At 69.6% G+C, this 20,046-nt stretch carries 20 protein-coding genes; 10 read left to right on the top strand and 10 right to left on the bottom strand.

Translation table 11 applies throughout. The features are described from left to right. From B2J89_RS14675 to tkt, 3 genes are all read right to left on the bottom strand, one after another. The coding region (locus tag B2J89_RS14675; RefSeq protein ID WP_169169811.1) for a YihY/virulence factor BrkB family protein at positions 1–934 on the bottom strand (934 nt) is incomplete at its 3' end. A 310-nt stretch (positions 935–1,244) separates the two neighbouring features. After that, entirely contained in the window at positions 1,245–2,246 is a 1,002-nt protein-coding gene (gene gap, locus B2J89_RS14670) for a type I glyceraldehyde-3-phosphate dehydrogenase (protein ID WP_169169810.1), read from the bottom strand. A 31-nt stretch (positions 2,247–2,277) separates the two neighbouring features. After that, positions 2,278–4,311, bottom strand: coding sequence for a transketolase (gene tkt / locus B2J89_RS14665; RefSeq protein ID WP_169169809.1), 2,034 nt, complete (start codon positions 4,309–4,311; stop codon positions 2,278–2,280). 99 nt (positions 4,312–4,410) lie between these two features. Between tkt and B2J89_RS14660 the strand changes: the two genes are divergently transcribed. The 3 genes from B2J89_RS14660 to B2J89_RS14650 all read left to right on the top strand — a co-directional run bounded on the left by B2J89_RS14660 (position 4,411) and on the right by B2J89_RS14650 (position 7,541). After that, the gene (locus B2J89_RS14660) at positions 4,411–5,223 is read left to right on the top strand and encodes a nucleotidyltransferase family protein (RefSeq protein WP_169169808.1); all 813 of its coding nucleotides are present in this window, start codon (positions 4,411–4,413) and stop codon (positions 5,221–5,223) included. Positions 5,224–5,360: 137 nt separating this feature from the next. Beyond that, positions 5,361–6,107, top strand: coding sequence for a TSUP family transporter (locus tag B2J89_RS14655; RefSeq protein WP_169169807.1), 747 nt, complete (start codon positions 5,361–5,363; stop codon positions 6,105–6,107). A gap of 54 nt (positions 6,108–6,161) precedes the next feature. Further along, positions 6,162–7,541 carry an aminopeptidase P N-terminal domain-containing protein gene (locus tag B2J89_RS14650; RefSeq protein WP_169169806.1) on the top strand — a complete coding sequence of 460 codons (1,380 nt, stop codon included), beginning with the start codon at positions 6,162–6,164 and terminating at the stop codon, positions 7,539–7,541. Positions 7,542–7,655: 114 nt separating this feature from the next. Here B2J89_RS14650 and B2J89_RS14645 read toward each other — a convergent pair whose 3' ends face one another. The 6 genes from B2J89_RS14645 to B2J89_RS14620 form a co-directional block, all read right to left on the bottom strand. After that, positions 7,656–8,234, bottom strand: a complete 579-nt coding sequence (locus B2J89_RS14645) for a hypothetical protein (RefSeq protein WP_169169805.1) — start codon at positions 8,232–8,234, stop codon at positions 7,656–7,658. A gap of 69 nt (positions 8,235–8,303) precedes the next feature. Next, a complete protein-coding gene (locus B2J89_RS14640; RefSeq protein ID WP_169169804.1) occupies positions 8,304–8,522 on the bottom strand; it encodes a CsbD family protein in 219 nt (72 codons plus the stop codon). Between the two features lie 169 nt (positions 8,523–8,691). Further along, positions 8,692–9,369: an ABC-type transport auxiliary lipoprotein family protein gene (locus B2J89_RS14635; RefSeq protein WP_169169803.1), complete on the bottom strand. Its 678-nt coding sequence runs from the start codon at positions 9,367–9,369 to the stop codon at positions 8,692–8,694. Between the two features lie 10 nt (positions 9,370–9,379). After that, positions 9,380–10,357 (bottom strand): MlaD family protein, encoded by a 978-nt coding sequence (locus B2J89_RS14630; protein ID WP_169169802.1) that lies wholly within the window; start codon positions 10,355–10,357, stop codon positions 9,380–9,382. Beyond that, positions 10,357–11,235 (bottom strand): ATP-binding cassette domain-containing protein, encoded by an 879-nt coding sequence (locus B2J89_RS14625; protein WP_169169801.1) that lies wholly within the window; start codon positions 11,233–11,235, stop codon positions 10,357–10,359. The genes B2J89_RS14630 and B2J89_RS14625 overlap by 1 nt, the downstream gene beginning before the upstream one ends. Continuing rightward, on the bottom strand, positions 11,195–12,319 hold the full coding sequence (locus tag B2J89_RS14620; protein WP_169169800.1) for an ABC transporter permease: 1,125 nt from the start codon (positions 12,317–12,319) through the stop codon (positions 11,195–11,197). Before B2J89_RS14620 ends, B2J89_RS14625 begins: the two co-directional genes overlap by 41 nt. Positions 12,320–12,592: 273 nt before the next feature. On the opposite strand from B2J89_RS14620, the gene B2J89_RS14615 reads away from it, so the two are divergent. From B2J89_RS14615 to rocF, 3 genes are all read left to right on the top strand, one after another. Further along, entirely contained in the window at positions 12,593–14,281 is a 1,689-nt protein-coding gene (locus tag B2J89_RS14615; RefSeq protein ID WP_169169799.1) for a GMC family oxidoreductase, read from the top strand. A gap of 292 nt (positions 14,282–14,573) precedes the next feature. Continuing rightward, the gene (locus B2J89_RS14610) at positions 14,574–15,332 is read left to right on the top strand and encodes a TSUP family transporter (protein ID WP_169169798.1); all 759 of its coding nucleotides are present in this window, start codon (positions 14,574–14,576) and stop codon (positions 15,330–15,332) included. Between the two features lie 270 nt (positions 15,333–15,602). Next, complete coding sequence (rocF, locus tag B2J89_RS14605) at positions 15,603–16,523, top strand: arginase (protein WP_371736588.1); 921 nt, start codon at positions 15,603–15,605, stop codon at positions 16,521–16,523. Between the two features lie 55 nt (positions 16,524–16,578). Here the strand turns inward: rocF and B2J89_RS23135 are convergent, their stop codons facing one another. Beyond that, positions 16,579–16,710, bottom strand: a complete 132-nt coding sequence (locus B2J89_RS23135) for a hypothetical protein (protein WP_256368410.1) — start codon at positions 16,708–16,710, stop codon at positions 16,579–16,581. Between B2J89_RS23135 and B2J89_RS14600 the strand changes: the two genes are divergently transcribed. From B2J89_RS14600 to B2J89_RS14585, 4 genes are all read left to right on the top strand, one after another. Beyond that, a complete protein-coding gene (locus B2J89_RS14600; RefSeq protein WP_169169797.1) occupies positions 16,709–17,470 on the top strand; it encodes an ABC transporter substrate-binding protein in 762 nt (253 codons plus the stop codon). The two genes, B2J89_RS23135 and B2J89_RS14600, sit on opposite strands and share 2 nt — an antisense overlap. Positions 17,471–17,493: 23 nt before the next feature. Continuing rightward, positions 17,494–18,276, top strand: coding sequence for an amino acid ABC transporter permease (locus B2J89_RS14595; protein ID WP_169169796.1), 783 nt, complete (start codon positions 17,494–17,496; stop codon positions 18,274–18,276). Beyond that, positions 18,273–19,016 carry an amino acid ABC transporter ATP-binding protein gene (locus B2J89_RS14590; protein WP_169169795.1) on the top strand — a complete coding sequence of 248 codons (744 nt, stop codon included), beginning with the start codon at positions 18,273–18,275 and terminating at the stop codon, positions 19,014–19,016. The genes B2J89_RS14595 and B2J89_RS14590 overlap by 4 nt, the downstream gene beginning before the upstream one ends. A 116-nt stretch (positions 19,017–19,132) precedes the next feature. Then, the gene (locus B2J89_RS14585; RefSeq protein WP_169169794.1) at positions 19,133–20,029 is read left to right on the top strand and encodes a DMT family transporter; all 897 of its coding nucleotides are present in this window, start codon (positions 19,133–19,135) and stop codon (positions 20,027–20,029) included. The last annotated feature ends 17 nt before the right edge of the window (positions 20,030–20,046 follow it).

The following is a 20,046-nucleotide window of genomic DNA, read 5'->3' as shown; positions in this document are numbered from 1 at the left end:
GCGCCGCGCCGCCGCCCACCGCATCGGTGCCGGCGGCCGCCACCGCGGCGCTGTGCCGCGTTGCCGCCGTGGCCTCCATGCCGGCCGGTGCGCCGCGGTCGTCGGAATACACCTTCGTGAACTCGGCGCCAAGCAGGAAGATCTGCGCCGCGTAATAGACCCACGCCAGCAGCACCACCAGCGAGCCGGCGGCAGCAAAGGACTCGTTGACGCCGCTCTTGCCCAGGTACAGGCCGATGAAGAACTTGCCCACCTCGAACAGCACCGCCGTCACCAGCGCCCCCACCCAGACGTCGCGCCAGGCAATGGGCACCGAGGGCATGAACTTGAAGATCATGGCGAACAGCACCGTGGTCACGGCCACCGACAGCGCCATGTTGATGCCCTGCAGCAGCACCTCCCAGCCCGGCAGCAGTCCGCCGGCCCAGCTGCCAAAGGCCGAGATGCCGGCGCTGACCGACAGCGACACCATGAGCAGGAACGCCAGCCCCAGGATCAGCCCGAACGAGAGGATGCGCGCGCGCAGCACGGCCCAGACCCCGCTGGGCTTTTGCTTTTCGGGCACATGCCAGATGCGGTCGAGCGCGCTTTGCAGCTCGGCGAACACCGTGGTGGCGCCCACCAGCAGCACGCCCACGCTGATCAGCCCGGCGACGAGTCCCTTGGCCGGCGCGCTGGCGCTCTTGATGAGGCCCTGCACGGCCACGGCGCCCTCGTGCCCGATGAGGCCCTGCAACTGGCCGACGATCTCGCCCTGCACCGCCTCGCGGCCGAACACCGCGCCGGCCACGGCAATCACGATCACCAGCAGCGGCGCGAGCGAGAACACCGTGTAGTACGAAATGGCCGCGCCCATGCTGGGCGCAAAGTCGTCGAGCCAAGCCACGACGGCCCGGCGGCACAGGGCGAACAGGTGTTTGAAGTCAAGGCGCATGGCGGCGGTGGGCACAAGAACAAGGAGGGCCAGGCCCGACTGTGCCCAGCGCCGCGCCGCCGCGGTGCGCGCTGCGGGCGACAGCGCGTGTAGGCCAAAGCCGCTTGCGCGTGCGGCGCTGCGCCGGCGGCTGCGGTCGCCGGGCGTGCTTGCTCCTGAAAAAAGAGCTTCCAGCGCTTGTGCCACAAGGGCTGGAGGACGATTTGGCTGGAAGGTGGGTGGCCGGGGCGGCGCCCGGGGCGCGCTGCCCCGGCAAAAAAAAACCGCCCGCGCGGTGCGGGCGGCTGCGGTCAGAGGGCAGGCCGGGCGCTCAGCGGGCGGCGACCACGCGCACCATGTCCAGGCACTTGTTCGAGTAGCCCCATTCGTTGTCGTACCAGGCGACGATCTTGACGAAGGTGTCGTCGAGCGCAATGCCGGCCTCGGCGTCGAACACGCTGGTGCAGCTCTCGCCGCGGAAGTCGGTGGCCACCACCTTGTCTTCGGTGTAGCCGAGGATGCCCTTGAGGGCGCCTTCGGACTGCGCCTTCATCTCGGCGCAGATCTCGGCGTAGGTCGCGGGCTTGTCGAGCTCCACGGTCAGGTCGACCACCGACACGTCGGAGGTCGGCACGCGGAACGACATGCCCGTGAGCTTCTTGTTGAGCGCAGGAATCACCACGCCCACGGCCTTGGCGGCGCCGGTGCTGCTGGGGATGATGTTTTCGAGGATGCCGCGGCCGCCGCGCCAGTCCTTGTTGCTCGGGCCGTCCACGGTCTTTTGCGTGGCGGTCGCCGCGTGCACCGTGGTCATCAGGCCGCGCTTAATGCCCCACTTGTCGTTGAGCACCTTGGCCACGGGGGCCAGGCAGTTGGTGGTGCAGCTGGCGTTGCTGATGATGGGCTGGCCGGCGTAGCTCTGGCAGTTGACGCCGTGCACGAACATCGGCGTGTCGTCCTTCGAGGGGGCCGACATGATGACCTTCTTGGCGCCCGCGTCGATGTGCTTCTGCGCGGTGTCCTTGGTCAGGAACAGGCCCGTGGCTTCGATGACGATGTCGGCGCCGACTTCGTTCCACTTCAGGGCGGCCGGGTCGCGCTCTTGCGTCAGGCGGATCTTCTTGCCGTTGACGATCAGGTGGTTGCCTTCGACCGCGACCTCGCCCTGGAAGCGGCCGTGCACGCTGTCGTACTTGAGCATGTAGGCCAGGTAGTCGGGCTCGAGCAGGTCGTTGATGCCCACGACTTCGATGTCGCTGAAGTTCTGCACGGCAGCGCGAAACACCATGCGGCCGATGCGGCCGAAGCCGTTGATGCCAATCTTGATCGTCATAGCTCTATCTCTCCAAGGTTGATTGCCAAATTCACTTGCGCTTGAGCGCCGCCTGCACGGTGGCGGCCACGTTCTCTTCGGTGAAGCCGAAATGCTCGAACAGCACGGGCGCGGGCGCCGATTCGCCGAAGCTGTCGATGCCGACCACGGCGGCGCAGCCGTACTTCCACCAGAAGTCGGTCACACCCATCTCGACTGCGATGCGCGGAATGCCCGCGGGCAGGATGGACTTCTTGTACTTCACGTCTTCGCGGTCGAAGGTGGTCGTGCTGGGCATGGAGACGACGCGCACGGGGATCTTCTTGGCGGCCAGCAGGCGCTGCGCCTTGAGCGCCAGCTGCACTTCGGAGCCGGTGGCAATCAGGACCGCGCGGGCCTTTTTCTTGAGGCCGACGTCGCTCGGCTCGGAGAGCACATAGGCGCCGCGGCTGATGTCGCCCAGGTCGCGCTTGGGCGCGTAGGGCAGGTTCTGGCGCGAGAGCAACAGCGCCGTGGGCTTGTTGCGGTTGGTCAGGGCCACGCTCCAGGCGACGGCGGTCTCGGCCGTGTCGGCGGGGCGCCAGACGTCCAGGCCCGGGATCAGGCGCAGGCTCGCGGCGTGCTCGATCGACTGGTGCGTCGGGCCGTCCTCGCCGAGGCCGATGGAGTCGTGCGTGAACACGTGCACGACGCGCAGCTTCATCAGCGCGGCCATGCGGATGGCGTTGCGGCTGTAGTCGCTGAACGTCAGGAAGGTGCCGCCGTAGGGGATGAAGCCGCCGTGCAGCGCCACGCCGTTCATGATCGCGGCCATGCCGAACTCGCGCACGCCGTAGTTGATGTGGCGGCCGATCTGGCCGTCTTCGGTGCGCACCACGGCGCCCTGCGCATCCATGCGCAGCGCCGGCGTGCTCTTGGTGTTGGTGAGGTTGGAGCCCGTGAGGTCGGCGCTGCCGCCGAGCAGCTCGGGCAGGGCGGCCGTGAAGGCTTCGAGCGCCAGCTGGCTGGCCTTGCGGCTGGCGACGGTGGCGCCTTCGGTGTGGGCCTTGACCACGGTGTCCACGGCGGTCTGCGCAAACTCCTTGGGCAGGTCGCCGCGCATGCGGCGCGTGAACTCGAACGCCAGCTCGGGGAAGGCGGCCTCGTAGGCGGCAAAGCGCAGCGTCCAATCGGTCTCGGCAGCCAGGCCGGCGGCCTTGGCGTCCCAGTCGGCATAGGCGGACTCGGGAATCGCGAAGGGTTCGTGCGACCAGCCCAGCGCGGCGCGCGTGAGGTTGATTTCCTCGGCGCCCAGCGGTTCGCCATGGGCCTTGGCGGTGTTGGCGCGGTTCGGGCTGCCCTTGCCGATGGCGGTCTTGCAGACGATCAGCGTGGGCTTGTCGCTGCTGGCCTTGGCCGTGGCGATCGCGGCGGCCACGGCCTCCACGTCGTGCCCATCGACCGCGTCGACCACGTTCCAGCCGCAGGCGGCGAAGCGCTGGGGCGTGTTGTCGATGAACCAGGGCGCGACCTGGCCGTCGATGCTGATGCCGTTGTCGTCATACAGCGCGATCAGCTTGTTCAGCCGCCAGGCGCCGGCCAGCGCGATGGCCTCGTGGCTGATGCCTTCCATCAGGCAGCCGTCGCCCAGGAACACGTAGGTGTGGTGGTCGACCACCGTGTGGCCCTTGCGGTTGAACTCGGCGGCCAGCAGCTTTTCGGCCAGCGCAAAGCCCACGGCGTTGGTCAGGCCCTGGCCCAGCGGGCCGGTGGTGGTCTCCACGCCAGGGGTGATGCCATGCTCGGGGTGGCCGGCGGTCTTGCTGTGCAACTGGCGGAAGTTCTTCAACTCGGCCAGGGGCAGGTCGTAGCCCGTGAGGTGCAGCAGCGCATACAGCAGCATCGAGGCGTGGCCGTTGGACAGGATGAAGCGGTCGCGGTCGAACCACTGCGGGTTCGTGGGGTTGTGCTTGAGGTGCCGGCCCCACAGCGCCACGGCCATGTCCGCCATGCCCATGGGGGCTCCGGGGTGGCCGGAATTGGCTTGTTGAACGGCATCCATTGCGAGTGCGCGGATCGCATTCGCCATTTGTTGAGAGTGGGCCATGGGGGCGGTTCCGGTCAGGAAGAAGAGGGAAAACCCGAGATTTTAACGGGGCCGCCCGCGCGGCCTGTCGGCAAGGGCCATGCACTACAGTGCCGTCCCATGCCCCGCCCCACCGCTTCGACCGCCCCAGACCCCCGCGCAGCGCACCTTCCAGCCACTGCCGCCGCACCCCCCGCCCTGCTGCTGGCCGCCGGCCGCGGCGAGCGCATGCGCCCGCTGACAGACACCACGCCCAAGCCCCTGCTGCGCGTGCAGGGCCAGCCGCTCTTAGAGTGGCATCTGCAGGCGCTGGCGCGCGCCGGCGTGCCGCGCGTGGTCATCAACACGGCATGGCTGGGCGCGCAGATCAGCGAGCATTTTGGCCACCATTTCGGCCTCCAGCCCTTTACAGACCAGCGCGAGCAGCTGTCGATTTCGTATTCGCACGAAGGCCTGGATTTCGGCGCCGCGCTCGAGACCGCGGGCGGCATCGCGCGCGCGCTGCCGCAGCTGGGCAGCATCTTCTGGCTGGCCGCGGGCGACGTGTTCGCGCCCGACTTCGGCTTCGAGAGCGCCGCCGCGCAGGCCTTTGCGGCCAGCGACCGGCTGGCCCACCTGTGGCTGGTGCCCAACCCGGCGCAGCACCCGCGCGGCGACTTCGGCCTCTCGCCCGAGGGCCTGGCGCTGAACCTGCCCGCGGACGACCCGGCACCGCGCTACACCTACAGCACCCTCGCGCTGCTGCGCGCCGAGCTGTTCGCGCCGCCGTGGTGCGACATCCCGGCCGGCAACCCGGGCGGCGTGGCGGCCCCGCTGGCGCCGCTGCTGCGCTGCGCCATGGACGCGGGCCGCGTCAGCGCCGCGCTCTACCCCGGGCGTTGGGTCGATGTGGGCACGCCCGAGCGGCTCGCCGCGCTCAATGCGCGCTCCTGATATGTGAGCTGCTTGCGCTTGTCCAACTTCGTTTTGCGACTCGAAACCGTCCGAAATCGAGGATGTGCCAACGCACAGCGCTTCTTTTTTCATAGCTTTGCCGCGCCCGCCGCCGGGCCGCGTGCGCCGTCTGCCCCATGAGCCTTGCCCAATACCTGCTGTTCTTTTGCCTCGTCGCGCTGGCCACGTTCTGCCAGAACCTCACCGGCTTTGCCTTCGGGCTGATCCTGGTGGGCCTGGCCGGCGCCACGCAGCTGATGCCGATCGCCGACGCGGCCAACGTCGCCTGCCTGCTGTCGCTGGTCAACGGCGTGGCCTACCTGCGCAACCACCCGTTCTCGCCGCAGTGGCGCCTGCTGCGGCCCATGCTGGCCAGCAGCGTGGTCGGCGTGGCCGGCGGCCTCGTGCTGCTGTCCTGGCTCAGCGGCCATGCGCTCAACGGCCTGCGCCTGCTGCTGGGCGTGGCGATCGTGGGCTGCGCCGTGGCCTTGCTGTTGCAAAAGCAGGTGCGCACGCAGATGTCGGGGCCGGCCTCGCTGTGGGGCGCGGGCGTGCTCTCGGGGCTGCTCGGCGGGCTGTTCGCGACGCCCGGGCCGCCGATGGTCTACCACCTCTACCGCCAGCCGCTCGACCGCCTGCTGGTGCGCCAGTGCCTGTTCGTGATCTTCATCACCTGCACAGTGCTGCGCCTGGGCGTGGTCGTGGCCACAGGGGACTTGCGCTGGGAACTGGTGCTGGTCGCCGCGCTGGCCTTTCCGGTGGTCACGCTCGTGACCTGGCTGCACGCCCGGCACCCGCCGGCCCTGCCGCAGCGCCTGGTCGAATGGCTGGTGTGCCTGCTGCTCATGCTGGCGGGCGGCAGCATGCTGGCCCCGGCGCTGTAAGAACGTTCTGAAGGCGCTGCCGGCGCCGGCCGGGGCCGCGCAGTACGATAGCGCATGACCTCTGTTTACGCCCAACGCCGCGCGCGCCTGGCCACCCAGCTCGGACCCCAAGGCATCGCCCTCATTCCCACGGCTCCCGAGCGCCAGCGCAACCGCGACAGCGACTTCCTGTACCGCCACGACAGCTATTTCTATTACCTGACGGGCTTCACCGAGCCCAACGCGTGGCTGGTGCTCACGGGCGACGGCCACAGCACGCTGTTTTGCCAGCCCAAGGACCTGGAGCGCGAAATCTGGGACGGCTACCGGCTGGGCCCCGAAGCGGCGCTGGAGGCGCTCGGCGTGGACGCGGCGCTGCCCGTGGGCGAACTCGACCAGCGCCTGCCGCGCCTGCTCGAAAACCACGCCTGTGTCTGGTACCCGTTCGCCACGCACGCCGGCCTGGCCGCGCGCGTCGAAGCCTGGCTGCAGCCGGTGCGCGCGCGCGTGCGCTTTGGCGCGCTGTGCCCGCCGCAGCAGAGCGACCTGTGCGTGCCGCTCGACGAGATGCGCCTGGTCAAGGACGCACACGAGCAGGACCTGATGCGCCGCGCCGCGCAGATCAGCGCCGGCGCCCACATCCGCGCCATGCAGCGCAGCGCCGCGATGCTGCGCGCCGGCGAAGACGTGTGCGAATACCACCTCGACGCCGAGCTGCTGCACGAATTCCGCCAGCGCGGCGCGCAGCACACGGCCTATGGCTCGATCGTCGCGGCCGGCGCCAATGCCTGCGTGCTGCACTACCGCGCCGACGCCGCCCCCATCCGCTCCGGCGAGCTGGTGCTGATCGACGCCGGCTGCGAGCTCGACGGCTACGCCAGCGACATCACGCGCACCTTCCCGGCCAACGGCCGCTTCACGGGCCCGCAGCGCGCGCTCTACGAGCTGGTGCTGGCGAGCCAGCAGGCCGCGGTGGCCGCCACGCGCGCCGGCGCGCGCTTCACCGATCCGCACGAGGCCACCGTCGCCGTGCTCGCGCAGGGCCTGCTCGACCTGGGTCTGCTCGACAAGAGCCGGGTCGGCACGGCGCAGGACGTGATCGCCAGCCGCGCCTACTTCCCGTTCTACATGCACCGCACCGGCCACTGGCTCGGCATGGACGTGCACGACTGCGGAAGCTACGTCGAGCCGTCCGAGGTCGGCCAGACGAGCGAGCGGCGCGACCCGCTCTCGGGCGAGACCATCACCGACCGCCCCAGCCGCATCCTGCGCGCCGGCATGGCGCTGACCATCGAGCCGGGCCTGTACGTGCGCCCCGCGCCCGGCGTGCCCGAGGCCTTCCACCACCTGGGCATCCGCATCGAGGACGATGCCATCGTCACCGACGCGGGCTGCGAGCTCATCAGCCGCGGCGTGCCGGTGGAGCCGGACGAGATCGAGGCGCTGATGCGCTGAGGGGCCGCACCCCAGGACCAGGCCGTGCGCGGCTGACCGGCCAACAAGAAACCCCGCAGTGCGGGGTTTCGGGGTGGGCAGCGCAGCTGATGGGCTGCGCCTTGCAAGGCTGGCTTACTGCGCGTACATGCGCTTGGCGTCGTCCACGCACTTGGACTTTGCGTCGCCCGACATCGCGTCACAGCGCTCCTTGGCGGCCTTGTAGTCGGCCTCGCGCTTCTCGGCGGCGGCGTCCTTGCGGGCTGCCGAGACGGCGGCGCCCTTTTCAGCCGCGGTGTTGGCGGGCTGGGCCTGGGCCTTGGCGACCTTGGCGTTCTCGACCGCACTCACGTGCGCTGCCTTGGCGTCTTTCTTGCACACGTCCTTGGCATTGCCGGTCTGGTCGTCGCAGCGTTCCTTGGCCACGTCGTAGTCGGCATCGGCCTTGGCGACACGGGCCTTGTACTGGGTGCTGTCGCTGGGCTTGTACTCGGCTTCAAGTTCGGCCTTGGCGACCTTTTCGTGGCCCTTGGCTTCTTTCATGCAGATGTCCTTGGCATTGGCCTTCAAGGCATCGCATTTCTGTTTGTTGACCTTGTAGTCGGCCGTGATGCGGTCTTTGGCGGCCGAGTATTCGGCCGGCTGCATGGCCATCGAGGCTGTCGCTACCAGGCTGGCAGCCACCAATGCGAGCAGATTGCGGGTATGGGTCATGGGATTCTCCTGAGCGCCAGGGGCGCAGACGGGCGCCGGCCAAAGACATCTGCCGGCGCGGGGCGGCATTCAGTCGTCGAAGCGGAAGTCGGGGTTGCGCTGTTGCCAGTCCTTGAGCTGCGTTTCAGCGACGTCGCGGGCAATGCCCTGGCGCTCTTGCAGCTTGCCCAGAAACTGGTCGCGCTTGCCGGCCACCACGTCCAGGTCGTCGTCGGTGAGCTTGCCCCACTGCTCTTTGATCTTGCCGGTGAATTGCTTCCAGTTGCCCTTGATGCGGTCTTCATTCATGGTCCGAATCCTCCGAAATTTTCGCTTCTGCCATCCACCCGTTGTGTGTGGAACCACTGCGTGATGCGATGGAGAAACTGTACGGCGGCACCCTGGGCCGGTGCGTAGGCGGCGCGGGGCAGTGCGCGTCAGTGACCGCCTACGTGGGTGTAGGACCGAAGTGAGCGCTTCAGTGGCCGCCCTGCTCGAGCCACTGCGCGATGTCCTGCGCGGCCTGCGCCGCGGCCTCGGCCAGGGCGCGCGTGCCGCCGGCGGCATCGGCGCTGGTGGCGGGGTGCTGCACGGTGAACAGGCGCTGGCCGAGCAGGCTTTCGCCGAGCACCGACGAGCCGGTGAGCGTGGCGCGCAGGCGCACCACGGCGGCGCTGGCGCCGGGGCTGGTGAAGACCTGGCTGAATTCCTCGATCTCCACGCGCAGCACGTCCGGCAGGCGCCCGTCCGCGCCGGGCACGATGGCCAGCGCGTCGCCGGCGCGCAGCACGGCGCGGCGCTGGCCCAGCTCGCTGCGCAGCGCCTGCTGCACCAGCTGCGCTGGCGGCTGGCTCCAGCGCGCCAGCTGATAGGGGCGCAGCTGGCGCGCATCGGCATAGGCCAGGCGGTAGACCACGGCGGTGTTGCCCTCGTTGGCGCCCACGCCTTCGACCTCGGCCAGGGCCAGCGCCGGCAGCGGCGCACGTTGCCCGGCAGGCGCGGCGGCGGGCGCGGCGGCGCCCGGTCCGAAGTCGTAGAGCATCGGGCGCGCCGGTGGCGTCGGCAGCGCCGAGCACCCGGCCAGAGAAATCAAGGCAAAACCCAGTGCAGCGCCCGCCAGTCTTGCGGGTGAAGCTATGAAATTTGATGTGGACATGGAGGCCTCCTCAAGGCGCTGGGGCCGGGGCGGAAAAACCGGGCTCGCCCGGGCCGGGCAGGGTGCTGCCGGCGCCGTAGATCAGCGCCTGCGGGTTATCGGTCACGCCGGTCGCGGCGCGCCCGAGCTGGCGCGCCGCGCGCGCGGCGGCGTCGCCGGCGCGCTCGATGCGCGGCAGCGTGCGCGCGTTGAAGCGCTCGACCGTGCGCACCGCGGCGCGTGCGCCCTCGCCGGCCTGGGCGATGGCGCCGTCAGGCGCGTTCAGGCGCTGCGCGGTGCGGCCGATCTCGGCGGCCATGCCCGAGACGTCGGTGCCCGCCGCCTGCAGCGCGGCCAGCGTGCGGCCGGCGTCGTGCGCCAGCGCGGGCAGGGCGGCGAGCGCGGGGTCGAGCTTCTGCGTCACCGTCGCGTCCAGGTGCTGGGCCAGCGTGTTCACGCCGCCGGCCGCCGCGCCGAGGTTGGCGATGGCGGCGCTGACCAGTTTCTGGTTGTCGTCGCTGAGCAGCTGGTTGATGCGGCGCGTGGCCTCTTCGACCTGCGCCAGAATTTCAGGGCCCTGGTCGGCCAGCTGGCTGAACGGCGACGAGCGCAGCGGCAGGCGCGGCAGGCCGCTGGCGCCGGGCGGCAGCGCGGGCTGCGGCTCGCCGGCATCGTCGAGCAGCACATAGGCCAGCCCCGTGATGCCCTGGTAGCCGAGCACGGCGAAGGTGGTGGGCGTGAGCGGCGTGCCGTCGTCGACCGCGATGCGGATCAGCACGTTGCCGCTGACCTGCGGGTCAAAGCCGATGTGCGTGACCTTGCCCACGGCCACGCCCTTGTAGCGCACGGCGGCCTGCGGCTGCAGGCCGCTCACGCCTTCGCGGCTGGAGAGTTCGTACAGGTGGTAGCTGCCGTTGTCCCGCGTGAGCCATATCGCCAGCGCCGCCACCATGGCGGCGACGAACACGACAAAAATGCCGGCCGCGAGGGCGTGGGATTTGTTTTCCATCAGCGTTCCTTGTCTGGCGTGGCGGGCGCCATGGCCCGGCGGCCGCGCTCACCCAGAAAAAATTGCTCCACGAACGGGTGCGGGAAATGCGCCACCTCCCGCGGCAGCCCGGTGGTGATGACTTTCTTGTCGGCCAGCACGGCCACGCGCGTGGCGAGCGCAAACAGCGTGTCGAGGTCGTGCGTGACCATCACCATGGTCAGGCCCAGCGTGGCGTGCAGTTCGCGCAGCAGGGTGCAGAACTCGTCCGCGCCATTCGGGTCGAGCCCGGCCGTGGGCTCATCGAGCAAGAGCAGCGGCGGGTCCATGATGAGCGCGCGCGCCAGCGCCACGCGCTTGACCATGCCGCCAGAGAGATCGGCCGGCATGCGCGTGGCGTGCTGGGGCAGCAGGCCCACCATCTGCAGCTTGACCATCGCGGCGTCGCAGACCAGCGCGGGCGGCAGCGTGCCCTGCTCGCGCAGCGCGAAGGCGATGTTGTCGATCACGTTGAAGGCCGAGAACAGCGCGCCGTGCTGGAACAGCATGCCGACGCGGCTGGCCGCGCCCTCGCCGCCCATCTCAGACGCCGGCCGTCCCAGCACCGCGACGCGGCCGCGCGTGGGGCGTTCCAGGCCCAGCATCTGGCGCAGCAGCACCGTTTTGCCCGTGCCCGAGCCGCCGACCAGACCCAGCATCTCGCCGCGCCGCACGGTGAGGTCCAGGTCCTGGTGCACGGCAAAGGCCTCGTCGCCCTTGCCGAACACGGTCGACAGGCCGGCGATGTCGACCACCGGTGCCGCATCGGCTGCGGCAGGGGCCGGCAGTGGCGCGGGGGCGGGGTCGGTCGCGTCCACGTCAGATCCCCACGTTCTTGAAGGCGACGGCGAACAGCGCATCGACCACGATGACCATGGTGATCGAGTTCACCACCGAGGCCGTCGTGCCCGCGCCCAGGCTTTGCGTGTTGGGCTGGACGCGCAGGCCCCAGTGGCAGCCGATGAGCGCGATCAGCACGCCGAACACCACCGACTTGGACAGCGCCAGCGCCAGGTTGGCTGCATCGACGGCGCGCGGCAGCGCCTGCGCGAAGTAGGCCGGCGACACGTCCATGGCCACGTCGGCCGCGAGCATGCCGCCGGCCAGCGCCGCCAGCGTGGTCCACACGGCGATCAGCGGCATGGCCAGCGCTAGCGCCAGCGCGCGCGGCAGCACCAGGCGAAAGCCGTGCGCGATGCCCATCACGCGCATCGCGTCGAGCTCTTCGGTCACGCGCATGACGCCGATCTGCGCCGTGATGGCCGAGCCCGAGCGCCCGGCCACCAGGATCGCCGCCAGCATCGGGCCGAGCTCGCGGATCAGCGAGATGCCGAGGATGTTGACGATGAAGGATTCGGCGCCGAACTGGCGCAGCTGCAGGCTCATCAGGTAGGCCAGCACCACGCCGATCAGGAAGCCCACCAGCGCCGTGATCGGCAGCGCGGTCGCGCCCATGCGGTAGAGGTGGCCCGAAATGTCGCGCCAGGGCCCGCGGCGCGGCGCGCGCAGCAGCCGCAGCAGGTCGAGCGCCAGCTGGCCCACCAGCACCAGCAGGTGGCGCGCATGGTCCACGCCGTGCAGCACCAGCACGCCGAGCCGGTCCACCTGGTCGGCCGCGCGCCAGGGCTCGGCCGGCGGTGCGGTGGTGCTGTAGCGCTCGGCGCGCTCGAGCAGCGCGCGCTGGCCGGGCGTGAGCGCCAGGCGCTGCGGCCAGGCGCGGCCCCAGTGGTTCCACAGCAGCTGTGCGCCGACATGGTCGAGCCACTGCAGCCCGCGCAGGTCCCAGCCCAGGTCCGGCTGCGCCGGCAGGCCGGCGAGCTGGCGCGAGAGCGTGCGCCATTGCGCGCGCGAGCCCATCTCGGCCGCGCCCCAGCGCCCCTGCAGCAGCGCGCACGGACCCTCGGGCGTGTCGGCGCGGGTGATGCGGGGCGGTCTGTCGGGCATGGGCGAGGGATGGGGCAAGGGCTGGGCCATGGTAGCGGGACCGGCAGAGGCGTTTGAAAATGGAGCCAGGGCGCAGGATAGGCCACGCCCGGCCCGCGCGTGCAAAGCACCGCACGCCAGAAAATAACATCAAAAAGCACGCCAGCGCAATACAGGCAAGCGCCAATAGCTCATTTTTTTATAGCAAAACACAATCCTTGTCGGGGCGCCTGCGGGCCGCACCGCACAATGTACGGCGCAGGCCGCACAGACGGCACCCACACCGGAGACTCCATGGGCGACACCACTTTCGACTTCGTCATCATCGGCGGCGGCACGGCCGGTGCGCTGCTGGCCAACCGCCTCAGCGCCGACCCGCGCCGGCGCGTGCTGCTCGTCGAGGCCGGCCGGCGCGACGACTACCACTGGATCCATATCCCCGTGGGCTACCTGTACTGCATCGGCAACCCGCGCACCGACTGGCTCTACCAGACCGAACCCGACGCGGGCCTCAACGGCCGCAGCCTGCGCTACCCGCGCGGCAAGACGCTGGGCGGCTGCAGCAGCATCAACGGCATGATCTACATGCGCGGCCAGGCGCGCGACTACGACCAGTGGGCGCAGCTCACCGGCGACGACACCTGGCGCTGGGACAATGTGCTGCCGGCGTTCCGCCGCCACGAAGACCACTGGCGCCTGGACCAGCCCGACGGCGAGAGCGAAGACTTCAAGCGCCTGCACGGCAGCAAGAGCACCGGCGGCAAGGGCGAGTGGCGGGTCGAGAAGCAGCGCCTGCGCTGGGACGTGCTCGACGCGTTCGCGCAGGCCGCGCAGCAGGCCGGCATTCCGGCCACCGACGACTTCAACGGCGGCACCAACGAGGGCGTGGGCTATTTCGAGGTCAACCAGAAGGCCGGCTGGCGCTGGAACACGGCCAAGGCGTTCCTGCGCCCGCTCTGCTATGGCCGGCCGAACTTCGAGATGTGGACCTCGGCCCAGGCCAGCCGGCTGGTGTTCGAGACCCAGGGCGACGGCAGCCGCCGCTGCACCGGCGTGCAGGTGTGGACGGGCCAGGAGATGGTCACCGCGCATGCGCAGTGCGAAGTGATCCTGAGCGCCGGCGCCATCAATTCGCCGCAGCTGCTGCAGCTCTCGGGCATCGGCCCGGCGGCGCTGCTGCAGGGGCACGGCATCGAGGTCGTGCAGGACGCGCCCGGCGTCGGCGCCAACCTGCAGGACCACCTGCAGATCCGCGCGGTGTTCAAGGTGCAGGGCGTGCCCACGCTCAACACCCTGGCCGGCTCGCTGCTGGGCAAGGCCAGGATCGGCCTCGAATACGCGCTCAAGCGCAGCGGTCCGATGAGCATGGCGCCGTCGCAGCTGGGCGCCTTCACGCGCAGCAGCCTTGCGTTCGAGCATCCCAACCTCGAATACCACGTGCAGCCGCTCTCGCTCGACGCGTTCGGCGAGCCGCTGCACCGCTTCCCGGCGTTCACCGCGAGCGTCTGCAACCTGAACCCGACGAGCCGCGGCACGGTGCAGGTCCGGAGCCCGCGTTTCGAAGATGCGCCGGCCATCGCGCCCCATTACCTCTCCACGCCCGAAGACCGCCAGGTCGCGGCCGACAGCCTGCGCGTCACGCGCCGCATCGTCGCGCAGCCGGCGCTCGCCGCGTACCAGCCCGAAGAATGGAAACCCGGCGTGCAGTTCCAGAGCGACGACGAGCTCGCGCGCCTGGCCGGCGACATCGCCACGACCATCTTCCACCCGGTGGGCACGACGAAGATGGGCCGCGACGGCGACCCGATGGCGGTGCTGGACTCGCAGCTGCGCGTGCGCGATGGCCGTGGCGGCCTGGTGGCCGGCCTGCGCGTGGTCGACGCCGGCGCCATGCCCACCATCACCAGCGGCAACACCAACGCGCCCACGCTGATGCTGGCCGAGAAGGCGGCGCAGTGGATCCGCGCCGCACACCCGACGTAACGCGGCACCGCCGGGGGCGGGAAATTCCCTATACGCGGCGGCGGCCCCTGCCACTACAGTCTCCGAACTCGACAGCGCACTGCGGTGCGCCCAACGAGGGGCCGAGGAGACAACCTACAGCCAGAACCACATTCCAAAGCATCCGCCATGAGATGCCGTTTTGCCAAGGCGCCGACCCTGTGTCGGCGCCTTTTTTTTTGGCCGCGGCTTCCGGGGGTTCCGGCCGCTGCGCCCTGTGCAGCGCCGCACCGCACTGGTAAAACGATAGCAAACGCGGTGCGACAATTGCGCCATGGAATGGATTGTTGTCACGCTGGCCTCGCTGCTGGCCGGTTTCGTGGATGCCATCGTCGGCGGCGGCGGGCTGATCCTGCTGCCCGCCCTGTTTGCCACCTTCCCCAGCGCGCAGCCGGCCACGCTGCTGGGCACCAACAAGAGCGCGTCGGTGTGGGGCACGGCCATGGCGACCTGGCAGTACAGCCGCCGCGTGCAGGTCCGCTGGCGCGCCATGCTGCCCGCGGCCTTCGCCGGCTTCGCGGGCGCTTTTGCCGGCGCCTGGGCCGTCACCGTGCTCTCGCCCGATTTCCTGCGCAAGCTCCTGCCGCTCGTGCTGCTGGCCGTGCTGGCCTACACGCTGGCCAAGAAGGAACTGGGCCGCCACCACACGCCGCGCTTTGCCGGCCGCGCCGAATGGGTTGCCGCCAGCCTGATCGGCGTGAGCATCGGCTTCTACGACGGCTTCTTCGGGCCCGGCACCGGCAGCTTCTTCGTGTTCCTGTTTGTGCGCCTGCTCGGCTACGACTTCCTCAACGCCTCGGCGTCGGCCAAGCTGCTCAACGTCGCCACCAACGTCGCGGCGCTGATCCTGTTCTCGCTCAAGGGCCACATCTGGTGGCACTTCGCGCTGCCGCTGGCCGTGGCCAACGTGGTCGGCAGCGTGCTGGGCACGCACATGGCGCTCAAGCACGGCACCGGGTTTGTCCGCGGCATTTTCATCTTCGTGGTCAGCGTGCTGATCCTCAAGACGGGCTACGATGCCTTTTTGCGTTAAGAACGTGTTGACGATTTCTACGGGGTCGCGCAAGTCTCTTTTCGGGATGGGATGCAAGGCGCGGTGCGCAGCCCATAGCCCCGCTATGGGCAAGCATCGCAACGCCGCAGACCGCCCGAAAAGACGCTTGCCCTGCGGGTTGGGGTGAAATCGGGCGATTGGGCTGCCCCATCCCTTGCATGGGCACGAGCCCATGCGGCGTGATCTGCGCAACCCCAACGCGACCCCGTAGAAATCGTCAACACGTTCTAAGCCACCGATGGAGGCCTCGTGTCCCTGCAGCAATCCGTCACCCTCATCGGGGCGCCCACCGACATAGGCGCCAGCGTCCTGGGCGCAAGCATCGGCCCCGACGCCCTGCGCATTGCCGGCATTGCCCAGGCCCTGCGCGCGCACGGCCTCGACGTGGCCGACCGCGGCAACCTCACCGGCCCGCCCAACCCGCAGCAGGCGCCGCAGGGCGGCTTTCGCCACCTGCCTGAAGTCACGGCCTGGAACGAAGCGGTGTTCGCCGCCGTGTTCGCCGAACTGGCGGCCGGGCGGCTGCCCTTGCTCATGGGCGGCGACCACTGCTTGGCGATCGGCTCGATCAGCGCCGTGGCGCAGCACTGCCGCCAGCAGGGCAAGCGCCTGAAGGTGCTGTGGTTCGACGCCCATGCCGACGCCAACACGCCGGGCACCTCGCCCAGCGGCAACTTGCACGGCATGCCCGTGGCCTGCCTGCTCGGCCACGGGCCGCAGTGCCTGACGCAGCTGGGCGGCGCCACGGCCCTGGCGCCCGCGCAGCTCAGCCTGATCGGCGTGCGCAGCGTGGATGCGGCCGAGAAGCGCTTCGTCAACGCGCTCGGCATCGAGGTCTACGACATGCGCTACATCGACGAGTTCGGCGTGCGCAGCGTGATGGAGCAGGTGCTCATGGGGGTGGACGGCACGACGCACCTGCATGTGAGCTTCGACATGGACTGCCTGGACCCGGCGATTGCGCCCGGCGTGGGCACGGCCGTGCGCGGCGGCCCGACCTACCGCGAAACCCAGCTGTTCATGGAAATGCTGGCCGACTGCGGCGCGCTCGGTTCGCTCGACCTGGTGGAGCTGAACCCGGCGCTGGACGTCCGCAACCAGACGGCCGAACTGGCCGTGGACCTGCTCGAGAGCCTGTTTGGCAAGTCCACGCTGATGCGCGCCGCCTGATGCGCGCAGCACGCATCCGGGCCTTGGGCGGTCGGCATATGCATATAGCGGCAATTTATAATTCGCGCAGTTTTCGGGGCATCGCGGCCCCGATCTGCAGGGCCTGCGCGCGTTTCTTGGCTCCGGCTGCGCGGATCGCGGGCCGGTTTTTTTGTACCTGGAACCCACCAATGACAGGATCACCCATGAAGCTCTTCAAGTTGCTCGCCGCCGCCGTGGCCTTGTGCGCCGCCTTTTCCGCCCAGTCGCGCACGCTCGAAGCCATCCAGAAGGACGGCAAGATCCTTGTTGCCACCGAGGGCCAGTTCGCCCCGTTCAACTACTTCCAGGGCACGACGCTTGCGGGCTTTGAAGTGGACGTGGCCGAGCTCGTGGCCAAGAAGATGGGCCTGAAGATCCAGTGGAAGACGATCGGCTTCGACGCCCTGTTGACCGGCCTCAAGCAGGACCGCTGGGACCTGGTGATCGCCTCGCACGGCATCACCGAAGAGCGCGCCAAGGCCGTCACGTTCACCGCGCCGCACTACTGCTCGGGCGGCATCGTGATCGCCATGGACCCGGCCATCCGCAGCGCCAAGGACCTGGCGGGCAAGACGGTGGCGGTGCAGACCGGCACCAGCTACCTCGAGAACGTGCAAAAGGTCGCCGCGCTCAAGGAGGTCAAGAACTTCCCGACCGACGTGGATGCGCGCAGCGCGCTGGTGTCCAAGCGCGTGGACGCCTGGGTGACCGACCGCTTCGTCGCCAAGGAAGTGATCGCCAAGAACCCCAACGCGGGCTTCAAGCTCGGCGAGATGGTGTTCATCGAGCGCATTGCCGCCGCCGTTGCCAAGGGCAACACCGGCTTGGCCGACGCCTGGAACAAGGCGCTCGCCGCCACCATGGCCGACGGCAGCTACGCCGCCGTGTCGCAGAAATACTTCCACGAAGACGTGCGCTGCCATTGAGCAGGGACGCTTGACGCCACTCCATGCTCATCGCACTTTGGCCGCACCACTGGAGCCGCCAGCAACGCAGCAACGCCACGCTGGTTTCGGCCCTCCTCCTGATGGTGCTCGCGCTGGCCCTGCTGGGCCAGCTGCTCTCGTTCCTTCCTGAGCCCATCGGCTCCAACGCCCAGGCGTTTTCCGACGGCGCGCGCACCACGCTGTGGCTGACGCTGATCAGCGGCAGCCTCGGGCTGGTGCTGGGCACCAGCGCCGCGCTCGCGCGCACCTCGCCCTGGCGGGCGCTGCGCTGGGTGGCCAGCTTCTATATCTGGGTCATCCGCGGCACGCCGCTGCTGGTGCAGATCCTGTTCGTCTACTTTGCGCTGCCGGCGCTGGTGCCGGGGCTGAACCTGCCCGACTTCGCCGCTGCCGTGCTGGCGCTGGGCCTGAACGTCGGCGCCTACAACTCGGAAGCCGTGCGCGCCGGCCTGCTGGCCGTGCCGCGCGGCCAGACCGAGGCTGCGCGCGCGCTGGGCCTGGGGCGCGTGCATGTGTTCTTCGACGTGGTGTTCCCGCAGGCCTTCAAGATCTCGCTGCCGCCGCTGGTGAGCAACTTCGTCGCCCTGCTCAAGGACTCGTCGCTGGCCTACGCCATCGGCGTGGTCGAGCTGACCAACGTCGGCAACCGCATCCAGTCGGCGACGTTCCAGCCGATCGCCACGCTCTCGACCGTGGCCGTGACCTACCTGCTGCTGACCACGCTGGTGACGCAAATCTCCAACGCGGTCGAATACCGCTTCGACGTGGAAGGCCGTGCCCCATGAGCGCACCCACGCCCTACATCGTCGCCGAGCACGTGTGCAAGTCGTTTGGCCCGCACCAGGTGCTGCGCGACGTCTCGACGCACTTCAACACCGGCGAGGTCACCGCCATCATCGGCGCCTCAGGCTCGGGCAAGAGCACCCTGCTGCGCGCCATCAACCGCCTCGAACCGCACGACAGCGGCAGCATCCGCATCGACGGCGTGGAGGTCACCGACGACCCGCGCACCCTGCAGCTGCAGCGCTGCGAGGTCGGCATGGTGTTCCAGCAGTTCAACCTGTTCGGCCACCTGAGCGCGCTCGACAACGTGACGCTGGCGCCGCGGCGCATCCGCCACACCGCGCGCGCCCAGGCCAACGCGCAGGCCATGGCCCTGCTGCGCCGCGTGGGCATGCACGAGCATGCGCACAAGTACCCGTGGCAGCTATCGGGCGGCCAGCAGCAGCGTGTGGCCATTGCGCGCGCGCTGGCGATGGCGCCCAAGGTCATGCTGTTCGACGAGCCCACGTCCGCGCTCGACCCCGAGATGGTGCAAGAGGTGCTCGACGTGATGCGCGAGCTGGCACGCGGCGGCATGACCATGGTCGTCGTGACGCACGAGATGGGCTTTGCGCGCGAGGTCGCCGACCGCGTGCTGTTCTTCGACCAGGGCCGCATCGCCCACGATGCGCCGCCCGCGGACTTCTTCAACAACCCCGGCAACGACCGCATCCGCGCCTTCATCGGGCGGCTGGGCGCCTGATGTTTTGCTCTTGATCTAGGAGCTTCCAGCGCGCGACCTGTGGACGTTTCCGCATCTTTTGATGCCGAAATTACCAGCCATAGCGCGCGGGAAGCTCCTGTTTTTGACCTATCCACATGCACACTGAACGCCAGGGCCTGGCGGCCCTGCTGGTGGTGGTGGCCGTATGGGGCACCACCTTTCCCGCGATGAAGATGCTGTCCGCGCACCTGGATGCGCTGCAGATCATCTGGGCGCGCTTTGCCATCGCCCTCGTGGTGCTGGCACCCTTGCTGCGCGGCCTGCGTGCGAGCGAGCGCCGCTGGGGCCTGCTGCTGGGCCTGCTGCTGTTCCTGGCGTTCTGGCTGCAGATCGAGGGCCTGGCGCGCACCAGCAGCAACCGCAACGCTTTCGTCACGGGGTTGAACGTGCTGGTGGTGCCGCTGCTGGCCATGGCGCTCCTGGGGCGGCGCTACGGCTGGGCGCTGTGGGCCGCGTGTGCGCTGGCGCTGGCCGGCATGGTGCTCATGTTCCACGAGAACGAGCCCTGGAATCTGGGCGACACGCTGACCCTGGCCAGCACGCTGTTCTATGCCATCTACATCCTGGTGCTGGAGGAATGCGCGCGCCGTACCGCGCATGCGCCGCTGCGCGCCACGCGGCTGGCGGCGATGCAGGCGGTGGTGATGTGCTTGGCCGCTGGCGCGCTGGTGCTGGCACGCCACGGCGGCGCGGCGACGACGCTGCAGGCCCTCGCCGCGCTGCACGGCGAGGCGCTGAGTGCGCTCGTGTATCTGGGGTTGGTGGCCAGTGTGCTGGTGGTCACCCTGCAGGCCTGGGGCCAGCAGCGCGTGGATGCGATGCGCAGCGCCATCGTCTTCGGCCTGGAGCCGGTGTTCGCCTCTGCCACCGCCTGGGTGCTGATCGGCGAGCGGCTGGGCGTGGCCGGCCTGGCCGGCGCAGCGCTGATCGTGGCGGCACTGATCCTGAGCCAGTGGCAGCCGCCGCGCGCCGCACCGGCGGCCACGGCCTGAACGCGCCGCCTGCCCGC

Source organism: Acidovorax sp. SRB_24 (genome assembly GCF_012931925.1).
This window is presented reverse-complemented; position numbering and strand designations above follow the sequence as displayed.

Excerpts from the sequence above, each read along its gene's own strand:
- gap (WP_169169810.1), bottom strand. The coding sequence starts at position 2,246 with ATGACGATCAAGATTGGCATCAACGGCTTCGGCCGCATCGGCCGCATG.
- tkt (WP_169169809.1), bottom strand. The coding sequence starts at position 4,311 with ATGGCCCACTCTCAACAAATGGCGAATGCGATCCGCGCACTCGCAATG.
- B2J89_RS14660 (WP_169169808.1), top strand. The coding sequence starts at position 4,411 with ATGCCCCGCCCCACCGCTTCGACCGCCCCAGACCCCCGCGCAGCGCAC.
- B2J89_RS14655 (WP_169169807.1), top strand. The coding sequence starts at position 5,361 with ATGAGCCTTGCCCAATACCTGCTGTTCTTTTGCCTCGTCGCGCTGGCC.
- B2J89_RS14650 (WP_169169806.1), top strand. The coding sequence starts at position 6,162 with ATGACCTCTGTTTACGCCCAACGCCGCGCGCGCCTGGCCACCCAGCTC.
- B2J89_RS14645 (WP_169169805.1), bottom strand. The coding sequence starts at position 8,234 with ATGACCCATACCCGCAATCTGCTCGCATTGGTGGCTGCCAGCCTGGTA.
- B2J89_RS14640 (WP_169169804.1), bottom strand. The coding sequence starts at position 8,522 with ATGAATGAAGACCGCATCAAGGGCAACTGGAAGCAATTCACCGGCAAG.
- B2J89_RS14635 (WP_169169803.1), bottom strand. The coding sequence starts at position 9,369 with ATGTCCACATCAAATTTCATAGCTTCACCCGCAAGACTGGCGGGCGCT.
- B2J89_RS14630 (WP_169169802.1), bottom strand. The coding sequence starts at position 10,357 with ATGGAAAACAAATCCCACGCCCTCGCGGCCGGCATTTTTGTCGTGTTC.
- B2J89_RS14625 (WP_169169801.1), bottom strand. The coding sequence starts at position 11,235 with ATGCGCTGTTCGCCGTCGCCTTCAAGAACGTGGGGATCTGACGTGGAC.
- B2J89_RS14620 (WP_169169800.1), bottom strand. The coding sequence starts at position 12,319 with ATGCCCGACAGACCGCCCCGCATCACCCGCGCCGACACGCCCGAGGGT.
- B2J89_RS14615 (WP_169169799.1), top strand. The coding sequence starts at position 12,593 with ATGGGCGACACCACTTTCGACTTCGTCATCATCGGCGGCGGCACGGCC.
- B2J89_RS14610 (WP_169169798.1), top strand. The coding sequence starts at position 14,574 with ATGGAATGGATTGTTGTCACGCTGGCCTCGCTGCTGGCCGGTTTCGTG.
- B2J89_RS14600 (WP_169169797.1), top strand. The coding sequence starts at position 16,709 with ATGAAGCTCTTCAAGTTGCTCGCCGCCGCCGTGGCCTTGTGCGCCGCC.
- B2J89_RS23135 (WP_256368410.1), bottom strand. The coding sequence starts at position 16,710 with ATGGGTGATCCTGTCATTGGTGGGTTCCAGGTACAAAAAAACCGGCCC.
- B2J89_RS14595 (WP_169169796.1), top strand. The coding sequence starts at position 17,494 with ATGCTCATCGCACTTTGGCCGCACCACTGGAGCCGCCAGCAACGCAGC.
- B2J89_RS14590 (WP_169169795.1), top strand. The coding sequence starts at position 18,273 with ATGAGCGCACCCACGCCCTACATCGTCGCCGAGCACGTGTGCAAGTCG.
- B2J89_RS14585 (WP_169169794.1), top strand. The coding sequence starts at position 19,133 with ATGCACACTGAACGCCAGGGCCTGGCGGCCCTGCTGGTGGTGGTGGCC.